Origin of the sequence: Chitinophaga sp. (assembly GCF_017745275.1) — a bacterium.
Classification (GTDB): domain Bacteria; phylum Bacteroidota; class Bacteroidia; order Chitinophagales; family Chitinophagaceae; genus Chitinophaga.
In genome coordinates, this window is the sequence record NZ_JAGHZS010000001.1 from 939,022 (window position 1) to 951,381 (window position 12,360).

13 protein-coding genes are annotated in these 12,360 nt (G+C 46.7%); all 13 read right to left on the reverse strand.

All coding sequences use genetic code 11. The features are described 5' to 3' along the window. Positions 1 to 127: 127 nt before the first annotated feature. The 13 genes from hisIE to hisC all read right to left on the reverse strand — a co-directional run bounded on the left by hisIE (position 128) and on the right by hisC (position 12,345). A complete protein-coding gene (hisIE, locus tag J7623_RS03700) occupies positions 128 to 724 on the reverse strand; it encodes a bifunctional phosphoribosyl-AMP cyclohydrolase/phosphoribosyl-ATP diphosphatase HisIE (protein ID WP_291917269.1) in 597 nt (198 codons plus the stop codon). 21 nt (positions 725 to 745) lie between these two features. After that, the gene (gene hisF, locus J7623_RS03705) at positions 746 to 1,501 is read right to left on the reverse strand and encodes an imidazole glycerol phosphate synthase subunit HisF (RefSeq protein WP_291917271.1); all 756 of its coding nucleotides are present in this window, start codon (positions 1,499 to 1,501) and stop codon (positions 746 to 748) included. A gap of 11 nt (positions 1,502 to 1,512) precedes the next feature. Continuing rightward, complete coding sequence (gene hisA, locus J7623_RS03710) at positions 1,513 to 2,658, reverse strand: 1-(5-phosphoribosyl)-5-[(5-phosphoribosylamino)methylideneamino]imidazole-4-carboxamide isomerase (protein ID WP_291917273.1); 1,146 nt, start codon at positions 2,656 to 2,658, stop codon at positions 1,513 to 1,515. Position 2,659: 1 nt separating this feature from the next. Continuing rightward, positions 2,660 to 3,253, reverse strand: coding sequence for an imidazole glycerol phosphate synthase subunit HisH (gene hisH / locus J7623_RS03715; RefSeq protein WP_291917275.1), 594 nt, complete (start codon positions 3,251 to 3,253; stop codon positions 2,660 to 2,662). Positions 3,254 to 3,257: 4 nt separating this feature from the next. After that, a complete protein-coding gene (gene trpA / locus J7623_RS03720) occupies positions 3,258 to 4,031 on the reverse strand; it encodes a tryptophan synthase subunit alpha (protein ID WP_291917277.1) in 774 nt (257 codons plus the stop codon). A 7-nt stretch (positions 4,032 to 4,038) separates the two neighbouring features. Further along, complete coding sequence (gene trpB / locus J7623_RS03725) at positions 4,039 to 5,247, reverse strand: tryptophan synthase subunit beta (RefSeq protein ID WP_291917279.1); 1,209 nt, start codon at positions 5,245 to 5,247, stop codon at positions 4,039 to 4,041. Between the two features lie 6 nt (positions 5,248 to 5,253). Continuing rightward, positions 5,254 to 5,889, reverse strand: coding sequence for a phosphoribosylanthranilate isomerase (locus J7623_RS03730; RefSeq protein ID WP_291917281.1), 636 nt, complete (start codon positions 5,887 to 5,889; stop codon positions 5,254 to 5,256). Positions 5,890 to 5,895: 6 nt separating this feature from the next. After that, positions 5,896 to 6,696 (reverse strand): indole-3-glycerol phosphate synthase TrpC, encoded by an 801-nt coding sequence (gene trpC, locus J7623_RS03735; RefSeq protein ID WP_291917283.1) that lies wholly within the window; start codon positions 6,694 to 6,696, stop codon positions 5,896 to 5,898. 10 nt (positions 6,697 to 6,706) lie between these two features. Next, a complete protein-coding gene (gene trpD, locus J7623_RS03740; protein ID WP_291917285.1) occupies positions 6,707 to 7,702 on the reverse strand; it encodes an anthranilate phosphoribosyltransferase in 996 nt (331 codons plus the stop codon). A gap of 87 nt (positions 7,703 to 7,789) precedes the next feature. Beyond that, on the reverse strand, positions 7,790 to 8,359 hold the full coding sequence (locus tag J7623_RS03745) for an aminodeoxychorismate/anthranilate synthase component II (protein ID WP_291917286.1): 570 nt from the start codon (positions 8,357 to 8,359) through the stop codon (positions 7,790 to 7,792). 2 nt (positions 8,360 to 8,361) lie between these two features. Continuing rightward, positions 8,362 to 9,774, reverse strand: a complete 1,413-nt coding sequence (locus J7623_RS03750) for an anthranilate synthase component I family protein (protein ID WP_291917287.1) — start codon at positions 9,772 to 9,774, stop codon at positions 8,362 to 8,364. Between the two features lie 364 nt (positions 9,775 to 10,138). Then, a complete protein-coding gene (gene hisB, locus J7623_RS03755) occupies positions 10,139 to 11,275 on the reverse strand; it encodes a bifunctional histidinol-phosphatase/imidazoleglycerol-phosphate dehydratase HisB (RefSeq protein WP_291917288.1) in 1,137 nt (378 codons plus the stop codon). Continuing rightward, positions 11,272 to 12,345, reverse strand: a complete 1,074-nt coding sequence (gene hisC, locus J7623_RS03760) for a histidinol-phosphate transaminase (protein WP_291917291.1) — start codon at positions 12,343 to 12,345, stop codon at positions 11,272 to 11,274. The genes hisB and hisC overlap by 4 nt, the downstream gene beginning before the upstream one ends. Positions 12,346 to 12,360: the final 15 nt, after the last annotated feature.

A 12,360-nucleotide genomic window follows, 5' to 3' on the forward strand; every position in this document is an offset into this window, starting at 1 on the left:
AGATATCCGTATTTCAGATAATGATGATGAATTTATTGCCATCTGTTACGGGATGAATAATAATTATTAAGCCCGGTGATAACCGCATCACCACTATCTGAAAACGTTATTAACCCGGAAGATCCGGTTATTTATTGTGGCGTTGTTTTAACACCGATATAACATCTGACAACTGGAATCCTTTTGCCTGCAAAAGGATCAGGTAGTGAAACAAGAGATCGGCTGACTCATTGAGAAACAGGTCGTCGTTATTATCTTTTGCTTCGATCACTACTTCTACCGCTTCCTCTCCTACTTTCTGTGCAATCTTATTAATGCCGCGTGCAAAAAGGCTGGCAGTATACGACTTATCAGTAGGATTGTTTTTCCTATCGGCAATGATGCCTTCCAGCGTGGCAAGGAAATCATTGCTGATATTTTGCTCATCCCAGCAGGTATCTGCGCCGGTATGGCATACAGGACCCAGCGGGCTGGCTTTAATCAGGATGGTATCCTGGTCGCAGTCCACTTTCAGATCTTTTACGATCAGGAAGTTACCACTCTCTTCTCCTTTCGTCCACAGCCGGTTTTTGGAGCGACTGAAAAAAGTCACCTTACTTTCTGCCATGGTTTTTTCCAATGCTTCGCGGTTCATGTATCCCAGCATCAGTACTTTGCAAGTCACGGCATCCTGTATAATAGCTGGCACCAGGCCATCGGACGACTTTTGAAAATCTATCTGCATGTTAACTTATTTCAGGTATCTCTAAAATCTTACGTTCACACCTTTGTTGTAAAGAAAGGTTTTGAGCGCAGGTATTTCTATTTCTTTGTAGTGGAAGATGCTGGCGGCAAGCGCGGCATCTGCCTGGGCGTTTTGAAATACTTCAACAAAATGCTCCATATTACCGGCGCCGCCAGAGGCAATTACCGGCACATTGAGGTGCTGCGACAGTTGCCCGGTTATATCCTGGGCAAATCCTTTTTTAGTACCATCGTTGTTCATGGAAGTGAGCAATATTTCACCAGCGCCGCGGTTCACCGCTTCTTTGGCCCAGTCAAATGCTTTCACGTCCGTTTTCACGCGGCCACCATTCAGGTATACGTACCAGTCGCCGTCTTCAAAACGGGTATCAATAGCCAATACAACGCACTGGCTGCCGAATTCACGGGCCAGGCGGTCTACCAGCTCCGGATCCTTGAATGCGGAGGTATTAACGGAGATTTTATCAGCGCCGGATTGCAGTAATACGTTCACGTCTTCTACAGAAGCAATGCCACCACCCACCGTAAATGGAATATTCACGTGACGCGCAATACGCGTTACCAGTTCCGACAATGTTTTTCTTCGTTCATTCGTAGCTGTTATATCCAGGAATACCAGCTCATCAGCGCCCTGAGCAGCATATAATGCACCCAGTTCTATTGGATCACCGGCATCGCGGATATTCTCGAAGTTGATACCTTTAACGGTACGCCCGTCTTTGATATCCAGGCATGGTATGATGCGTTTGGTCAACATGTACTAATAATTTACAGGAATGTTTTTAATTCATCCATGGAGATGTTACCCTCGTAGATCGCTTTACCAATAATAGCGCCGCTACAGCCAATTTCCTGCAAGGCTGCCACGTCGCCAATATTACTTACGCCGCCACTGGCCACAAAGTTAATCGCCGGGAAGCGTGCAATGATTTTTTTGTACAACTCCGTAGAAGGGCCCTGTAATAAGCCATCTTTAGCGATATCAGTACAAAAGATATTGGTAACGCCCTGCGCGATATTGCTCTCCAGGAAATCGAATACAGACAGCTCCGTTGTTTCCAGCCAGCCACCTACGGCGATTTTCTCTTCCTTCACATCTGCACCCAGAAATATTTTGCCGGCACCATACTGTTTTACCCAACTGAAAAATAATTCCGGTTGCTTCACTGCCACACTACCAATGGTAGCCAGGGCAGCACCGCATTCAAATACAATATCAATGTCTTTCCCGGTTTTAATACCGCCGCCAAAATCCGTTACCAGGCTGGTTTTACCCACAATACTTTCCAGCACTTTCCAATTCACTACCTGGCCTTTTTTAGCGCCATCCAGGTCTACCAGGTGCAAACGTTTTACACCGATGGCTTCAAATTCCTTTGCCACCTCCAGCGGATGTTCATTGTATACTTTCTGCTGGCTATAGTCGCCCTGGGTGAGTCTTACACATTTGCCATCAATGATGTCGATGGCAGGGATAATTTCGAAACGTTTAGCTGTCATATTATGCAGGTCCAGCGGCAATTCCATTCTTACATATGAAATTCCGTTCTTTATAAAATAATCGCCTTTTTTTGTATAGCCCAGCTTATCATAAAAGCCAACAGCCGTATCGCGGGCGTTGCACCAGAGCAGCCTGATGCCCTCTTTTTTGCAGATGCTCACCAGGTGTGCCAGGATGGCTTTTCCATAGCCTTTTCCCTGCGCCGCCGGTAAGGTAGCCAGCTTGCGGAACTGCGCACTGTCGCGCCCCAGGAACAGGGACACTACGGTCACCATTTGTCCTTGATCAAACATGCCAAAGTGTAAGCCATCGGCATCATGATCTACTTTTACGGCCGACAATGATTCATTGGGATATAATACATCCCTGCGAAGTTGCAACGTATCATCTGCACTTATCGAACGAATATTCATCTCAGAGGTTCAAAAAGTTTTCAATAATACGGCCGCCGGCTTCTGCGGATTTCTCCGGGTGAAACTGTACTGCGTAGAAATTATTTTTCTGCAGGGCGGCGCTGTAGTTGATCACGTAGTTGGTAATGGCTACTGTGTCTGTACCTAATGCAGCATAGTAGCTGTGTACAAAGTACATGTAGGCATTTTCCGGTACATGCTCAAACATCACACTGTGTAAGCCGGTGATATTGTTCCAGCCAATCTGCGGTATTTTAAGCAGGTTTTCTACCGGCGACTGAAAGCGCTTCACGGCAGTATCAAAAACGCCGATGCAGTCGGTGTCATTTTCTTCCGAATGTTTACACAATAACTGCATACCCAGGCAGATGCCTAATACCGGCTGCTGCAGGTTGGCAATCACCTGGTCCAGCTTTCTTTCTTTCAGGTACCGCATCGCCGAGCTGGCTTCTCCCACACCGGGGAAAATCACCTTGTCGGCCGACATGATCTCTTCGTGATCATCTGTAACAGTACCGTTAACGCCTAAACGCTCCAATGCAAACTGCACAGAGCGGATATTACCGGCGTTGTATTTTATGATAACCGTTTTCATGTTATTACTGAATTATTCCCGAGATAAACGTCTTCACCGTTTCATCAATATTCCGGCTATGTTCAATGGCCTTGATAAAGGCAGTTCCTATAATGGCGCCATTGGCATGAGCCGAAGCCGCCTCAAAAGTAGCTTTATCTTTTATACCAAACCCAATTAATACGGGATTACTGAGCTTCAAATTTTTTAATCGCTCGAAATAAGCCTGCTGGTCTTTCATATCCTTGTCTTTTCCCGTAGTGGAAGAGGAAGATACTGCATAGATAAATCCTTTGCTCAGGCTATCTATTTTGCGGATCCGGGCTTCACTGGTTTCCGGTGTAACGAGGAAAATAAGGTGCAGGTTATATTTCTCAAACAGCGGGCGGTATTCATGCTCATATTCCGCCATCGGCAGGTCCGGTACAATAATGCCGTCTACACCTACTGCTGCACATTTGGCGCAAAAAGCTTCTACACCGTAAGTGAGCACCGGGTTGAAATATCCCATGAGGATTACCGGTACCTGTATGGTTTCCCGGAAGCCAGCCAGTTGCTCAAACAACACATGCAGGCTCATACCGTTTTGCAGGGCTTTGGTGCTGCTATCCTGGATAACCGGGCCATCGGCGAGTGGATCGGAGAAAGGCATCCCCAGTTCAATAAGGTCTGCACCATATTGCTGTAATGCGGTCATTACCGGCAGGGTATCATTTAACTCAGGAAAACCCGCGGTGCAATATATATTTAAAACGCCGTGTTGCTTTTTAGCGAACAGTTGGTCAATACGATTTTGCATAATCCATTTATTTTTTCATGTGACGGATATAGGTATCCAGGTCTTTATCCCCACGGCCGGAAAGGCATACTACCACAACATCTTCTTCTTTCAGCGGCAGGTCTTTTAATTTCGCCAGCGCGTGAGCGGATTCCATAGCCGGGATAATTCCTTCCAGCAGGCTCAGTTCGTAGGCTGCTGCCAATGCTTCCTCATCGGTAGCTGACAGGAACTGCGCACGGCCTGATTCATACAGATGTGCGTGCATGGGTCCAATGCCCGGATAATCCAGTCCGGCAGAGATGGAGTAAGGCTCTGTAATCTGTCCGTCGTCGGTTTGCATGAGCAGGGTTTTACTGGCGTGGATAATACCAATGGTACCCAGTTGGGTGGTGGCAGCAGAGTGACCGCTATGTACACCATGACCAGCAGCTTCAACAGCCACCAGTTTCACATTCTCCCGGTCCAGGTAATGGAAGTAGGCACCAGCAGCATTGCTACCGCCACCAATACAGGCCACTACGTAGTTAGGATCTTCACTACCGGTTTTGGCTTTCAATTGTTTCTTAATTTCTTCGCTGATCACCGACTGAAGCCGTGCCACCATATCAGGATATGGATGTGGGCCGGCAGCAGTGCCGAGGATATAATGTGTATTTACCGGGTTGTTGATCCAGTCGCGGATTGCTTCGTTGGTAGCGTCTTTCAGCGTTTTGCTGCCACTGGTAGCTGCTACCACGGTAGCACCCAGCATTTTCATACGCGCTACGTTGGGGGCTTGCCTTTCAATATCGATGCTTCCCATATACACCACACATTCCAGGCCCATGAGCGCACACACGGTAGCTGTGGCCACACCGTGTTGTCCGGCACCGGTTTCCGCTATGATACGGGTTTTACCCAAACGCTTCGCCACCAGGATTTGCCCGATAGTGTTGTTTATTTTATGCGCGCCGGTATGATTAAGGTCTTCCCGTTTGAGATAAATTTTTGATTTATATTTTTCTGACAAACGTTTCGCGAAATATAGCGGGGAAGGGCGGCCTACGTAGTCTGTTAGCAGTGCTTCAAATTCCTGCTGGAAAGAAGGATCACTCAGTATAGCCAGGTATTGGGATTGCAACTCTTCTACATTGGGGTACAACATTTCGGGAATGTATGCCCCACCAAACCTGCCATAATAGCCGTTCTTATCTACCTGATACCTGGAGTTGCCGGTGTTAATTGCAATATCCATGACCGATTATTTTATGATTGATGAATGAATTTGTTTTACAAAAGATTCCACCAGTGCTATGTTTTTCACACCGGGGCTGTCTTCAAATTTACTGTTCACATCCACTGCAAACAGCGCCGGTAAAGGCATCTCACTGAAATCCGCGGCCTGATCCGGGCCAATCCCTCCACTCAAAAAGAAGGGATGATCAAATGGATAGGTAGCCAGCAGTTCCCAGTTAAATCGTTCCCCGGTGCCGCCGTAGCCTTTTACAGAAGCGGTATCAAAGAGGAAATAATCCGTTACGGGAACAAACGGCGCCAGGTCTGCTTCCCAGTTAACGTGATCACCTATACGAAAAGCTTTGATCACAGGAACCAGCTCCCGGATGGTGGCACAATACGCCGGTGTTTCATCACCATGCAATTGTACCAGGTCCAGCGCATAGTCGGCAATGGTGCGTTGTACCTGCTCCAGGGAAGCATTTACAAACACGCCCACCTTTTTGATGCCGGTGGTTTCACGTACCGTTCTTGCGTCTATTTTATTGCCGGCAAAACGGGGTGATTTCTCATAAAAAATAAATCCTGCATAATCAACGCTGTTAGCTACCAGCGCCTGCAAATCATTTATTTTAGTGATGCCGCAAACTTTAATACGCATAGGTAATTATTTGTTTTCCAGGTCGTGGAGTGTTTGAACAAAATTTTCGAAGGCACGTGCCGGGTCTTCCTGTTTCATGAAATGCTCTCCGATAAGGAAGCCCTGGAAGCCAGCAGCTTTCAGCGTTACAATAGCAGCCGGATCATTGATTCCACTTTCTGCTACTTTCACTTTATCTGCCGGAATTTTCGGTGCCAGTTCACAAGAGCGGTTGAAATCCACCTGGAAGGTGATCAGGTCGCGGTTGTTCACACCTACGAGGTGGGTATGTTCCGTAACTTTCTCCAGTTGTGCTTCACTATGTACTTCCAGCAATACTTCCAGTCCGAGGTTGTGTGCAAAGGTAGCCAAACGGGCTACTTCCGCTGCTTCCAGGCATTCTGCAATCAGCAGGATCACATCGGCGCCAATGGCCCTGGCTTCGAGGATCTGGTATTCATCTATCACAAAGTCTTTACGCAGAATAGGAATCTGGTTAAAACTGCGGGCCTGTTGCAGGTCGTCTGAAGAGCCACCGAAGTACTTTTCATCGGTGAGTACAGAGAGCCCTGAAGCGCCGTAACGTGTATACGCAGTAGTTACCTGCTGCACGGTTACATCACCATTGATAAGCCCTTTGGAAGGGGAGCGGCGTTTGAACTCAGCAATGATACCGGTTTTTCCGGGCTGCTGCAGGAAATGCCGCAACGATAATGTTTCACGGGCAAATCCGGGCGCCTGTTCCAGGTCGGCGGTGCTACGCTGCAGCTTACGGGCAGCTACTTCAATATGCTTATGTGCAACTATTTCTGCTAAGATATTCTTCATAAAAATATACCTACGACTGCAACGCAATCAGATTTTTAAATGCGGTATGTGCCTTGCCGGATTCCAGTGATTCCACTGCGGCGGCGAAGCAATCCTCATACGAATTATATTTTCCGAGGCTGTACAGTCCCATTGCCGCATTGGCGAATACAACGGAATTCTGTGCCCAGGTACCTTCTCCTTTCAGGATCTTCATAAAGATCTTAGCGGCTTCCTCTGGCGTATTTCCCCCATAAATATCTTCCTGGTGTACTTTACGTTTACCCAGTTGCTCCGGCGTCCAGTCCTGCTCTCCTTTGTTGGTGATGACTTTGGTATCGGCAGTCAGTGATATTTCATCGTATCCATCCAGGCTGTGAACAATCACAAACTGCTTATCTGTTTGCTGGAACAGGTAATTATACACCCTGGCCATTTCCAGGCTATATACGCCTATCAACTGGTGCTTGGCAAAAGCCGGGTTCACCAGTGGTCCGAGCATATTGAAAAAGGTGCGGATACCCAGCTGACGGCGGATACCGGCAACATTTTTCAAGGCCGGATGAAACAGTGGCGCATGGAGGAAACAAATGCCTGACGCTTCCAGTTCCGCTCTCAGTGCCGCATCGTTGTTCTTGAATTTATACCCCAGCAATTCCATGACATTGGAAGCACCGCTTACGGAAGACACGCCATAGTTGCCATGTTTGGCCACTTTAGCACCGGCGCCTGCCACCACAAAGCACGACAAGGTAGAAATATTAAAGGTATTTTTTGCATCCCCGCCCGTACCTACGATGTCAAGTACATCATAACCGTTGAGATTTACAGGTACGCAAAGTTCCAGCAGGGCATCACGGAAGCCCAGCAGCTCATCGATGGTGATGCTGCGCATGAGGAATACCGTCATGAAAGCCGCCAGTTCACTTTCATTGTACATTCCTTTGGAGATGCTGATCAGGATATCTTTAGCAGCTTCGCGGCTAAAGGTTTTATGTTCGAAGAGATAATTAAGAATCTTTTTCATGATAGCTATTATTGAAGCTGTTAGCTTTTAGCAGTTAGTTGTTAGTGAGATGGATAATTCGCTGTTGATGCAGATGATTAGCTGTTACTACAGGCTTAACCAGTTTCTCAAAATCGTTTCTCCCTGCGGGGTGAGTACACTTTCCGGGTGGAACTGTACGCCGCTTACATCGTATTTATTGTGCTGCAAAGCCATGATAAAACCTTCCTCATCTTTTGCGGTAATGGTTAATTCCGCGGGGAGCGTAGATTCATCTACTACCCAGGAGTGATAACGGCCTGCCATTATTTGTTTAGGTAAATGATTAAACAGGCGTCCATCTTCCTTAATGATATTTACTTTGGTAGCCACGCCGTGGTACACTTCTTTCAGGTTGATGAGCGAAGCGCCAAAAGCCTGTCCGATGGCCTGTTGCCCGAGGCAAACACCAAAAATGGATTTGGTGGGCGCATATTCTTTGATGAGCGGCAGTAATAATCCGGCTTCTTCCGGAATACCAGGACCGGGTGACAAAATAATTTTATCGTAGTCGTTTACTTTCTCTAATGGAATTTCATCATTACGTACCACGGTTACCTTACCGTTGATGATTTTTTCCACGAGATGAACGAGGTTATAGGTGAAAGAGTCGTAGTTATCGAAAACGAGAATGTTCATGACTAAATTTTTTGTGCCAGCAGGATGGCTTGTTTTAACGCATTGAGTTTGTTGTTTACTTCTTCGAGTTCGGAAGAAGCGACTGATTTGGCTACCACACCAGCGCCGGCCTGATAATACAGCGTGTTCATTTTACTGAGCATAGACCGGATCATGATGGCGTGGTTAAAGTTGCCATTGAAGCCTACCATACCGATGCAGCCGCCATAGAAGCCACGCGCGGTAGGTTCGTACTGGTCAATGATTTCCATCGCACGGTATTTAGGCGCGCCTGACAAGGTACCTGCCGGGAAAGAAGAAGCCAGGAGGGTAAAAGGATTCATTTTCGGATCTACCTTTCCAGTAACTTCGCTCACCAGGTGAATTACGTGAGAATAGAAGTGTACCTGCCTGTATGAAGCTACTGCCACTTCGGTAGCATTTCTGCTCAAGTCGTTACGGGCAAGGTCTACCAGCATCACATGCTCTGCATTTTCTTTTGGATCTTCCAGCAGTTTATCAGCGAGGACTCTATCCTGTGCATCATCGCCTGTACGGCGGAAAGTACCCGCAATGGGGTGAATAGTAGCCTTGCCATTATTGATTACAATTTGTGCTTCCGGTGAGGAGCCCATTAATTTGTAATCGCCATAATCGAAGAAGAAAAGATAAGGAGAGGGGTTGATGGAGCGGAGAGCGCGGTATACGTTGAATTCATCGCCGGTGAAGGATTGCTGGAAAGCCCTGGAGAGTACTACCTGGAACACATCGCCCCGGAAGCAGTGTTGTTTGCCTTTCTCTACCATCTGCATATATTCCGCGTCCGTCATATTGCTTTCTTCTGTTCCGGTAGTGGCAAAAGGATACCCGGGGGAATCTTTGTGCCGGATGATCGACTCTACCAGTTCAAACTCGCTGTCCACGCCTTCTATCTGGTTCTCAATCAAAAAAAGTTCATCTTTAAAGTGATTGATAGCGATCACATATTGATAGTAGCGGTAACGCATCAAAGGAATGGTGTTACCGGGTTGTTGCTTCTTTTTATTGAATTCAATGGTTTCGAAAAACTGTACGGCATCAAAGGTAGTATAGCCGAAGAGGCCCTGTGCCGTTGGTACCGGGTTGTTGCCGGAGAAAGAAAAATTACCAAGAAACTTCCCCATTTCATCCAGTACCTGTTGTTTGTTCTTCAGTTCTTTTCTTTCAACCGGGAGGTTGGGATATTTAAATTCAAAATGGGAAGTTGAGGTAACTTCAATGCCTCCGATAGGTTTCACACATATATACGAATAGCTGTTATCACTGGCCCTGTAGTCGGTGCTTTCGAGGAGGATAGAACCCGGAAATTTATCGCGCAACCGCAGATATATTCCCACTGGCGTGTAGATGTCCGCCAGCATTTGTTTGGATCTCGTTTTTACTTGGATGGTACGCATGATGTATTGGGTGAAATGTTTTTTTATTTAAAAAGGGGGAAGGGCTGAAAAAGCGGAAGGCCCGCTGTGTAACAGCGGGCCTTCCAAATATATTTCTAAACGAAACATGGCACTGTAACACAGATCAGGAATTGATTCCGTGCCACCACCAATGTTTGTTTATAGTAATCATATTTTGCATAGCGGGACAAAAATGAAACATTTTTTTGGAAGATGCAAATATTTTTTTGAGCAGAAAGCAGAAAGCAGAAAGCAAAAAGCTATTTAAGCGGATATTTTAGCGGATATTCCTGTTACTACTCGCTTCCAGCATTCGCTTAAATAGCTTTCTGCTTTCTGCTTTCTGCTTTATGCTTTCGGCTCCTTATAATACTCCTTTGGTAGAAGGCAACTGCATATTATACGGATTGCGTTTCACGGCCATTTTAATGGCTTTTGCAAAAGATTTGAAGATGGCTTCTATCTTATGATGTTCATTTTCTCCTTCTGCTTTAATGTTCAGGTTGGCTTTAGCGCCATCTGAGAAGGATTTGAAGAAATGATAGAACATTTCGGTAGGCATCTCCCCTATCTTCTCCCTTTTGAAAGTGGCATCCCATACCAGCCAGTTACGGCCGCCAAAGTCAATGCCCACCTGTGCCAGGCAGTCGTCCATCGGCAAATAGAAGCCATATCTTTCAATACCGCGTTTATCCGCCAGGGCTTTGGCCATGGCTTCGCCCAGGGCAATGCCAGTGTCTTCTATGGTATGATGTTCATCGATATGCAGATCGCCTTTGGCAGTGATATTCAGGTCCATCGCACCATGACGGGCAATCTGGTCAAGCATGTGATCAAAGAAGCCAAGCCCCGTATGAATATTAGCCTTTCCGGTGCCGTCCAGGTTCAGTTCAATGCTGATATCTGTTTCATTCGTTTTTCGTACATGCGTTACCGTTCTTAACCCCAGTTTCAGGAATTCATAGATCCGGTTCCAGTCGGTCGATTCCAATGCTATCACGGACTGCAGCGCTGCTATATCATCACTGATCTCTGCATTTCCCAAACCAGCGCCTTCATTCATCCAGATGGCTTTGGCGCCCAGGTTTTTAGCCAGTTGTACGTCTGTAATCCGGTCACCGATCACGAAGGAGTTAGCCAGGTCGTAGCTGCCATCCAGGTATTTGGTGAGCATACCCGTGCGTGGCTTGCGGGTAGGCGCATTGTCTGCCGGGAAAGAGCGGTCGATGAATACTTCATCAAACTTCACTCCTTCATTTTCAAAAGCCCTGATGATCATCTGTTGTGCAGGCCAGAAAGTATCTTCCGGGAAAGACGTGGTTCCCAGTCCATCCTGGTTGGTCACCATTGCCAGCTCATAGTCCAGCTCAGCGGCTATCCGCGCCATGTTCACAAATACTTTGGGATAAAATTCCACTTTGTCCAGGCTATCGATCTGGTAGGTGGGTGGCACTTCTTTGATCAGGGTACCATCCCGGTCTATAAAGAGTACGCGTTTCATGCAGATACAGGTGTTTCTTTTTTCAGGTTAAAGGATTTCAATACCTCCAGCAGGTGCAGGTTTTCAGCCGGTGTACCAATGGTGATACGCAAACAGCCCATGCAAAGCTCAACTTTGGAACGGTCGCGCACCACAATACCCTGTTCAATCAGGTGATTGTAAATACCTTTTGCATCCGTGGTTTTCACCAGGATAAAGCTGGCATCGCTGGGATAAATCTCCAGTACTTCCGGCAACTGTATCAGCGCCGCGGAGAGCAGATCGCGTTCTATCACGATTTCGCGGATCCATTCATTTACCTGTCCTACATTATCGAGTGCCTGTAAGGCCAGTTCACTCGTCGCCTGGCTGATATTATACGGAGGCTTCACTTTATTGAAAGTGTTGATAATATCCTCGCTGGCAAAAGCCATCCCGATACGAAGTCCTGCCAATCCCCATGCTTTGGACATGGTTTGCAACACCACGAGATTAGGATATTCGGTGAGTTCCTGTATAAATGTTTTCTGACGGGAGAAGTTAATGTAAGCCTCATCTATCACTACAATTCCATCGAAGTTATTCAACAGCAGTTCTATGTCTGCGCGGTGAATAGAGTTACCAGTGGGATTGTTGGGAGAACAGATGAAAATGAGTTTGGTATTTTCATCGATGGCCTGTTGCAACGCAGGGATGTCCAGTTGAAAATCAGGTGTGAGACTTACTTTGCGGATCACTGCATCGTTGATGTGTGCGCTTACCTCGTACATGCCGTAGGTAGGCGGACAAAGTATTACGTTGTCCACACCGGGGTTTACGAAACAGCGGTAAAGCACGTCGATGGCTTCATCACTGCCGTGACCGATAAAAATATTTTGCGGCGGTACGCCTTTTACGTCGGCCAGTTTATATTTTAGCTTCCACTGCAATGGATCAGGGTAACGATTGTAATTCACCGGCAGCGGCGATCCGAAATTATTTTCATTTGCATCCAGGAAGATAGTAGCCTCTCCTTTAAACTCATCTCTGGCAGTAGAATAAGGTACCAGTCTTTTTATGTTTGCCCTTACGAGGGTATCGAGATTAAACATATCAGTGATATTATC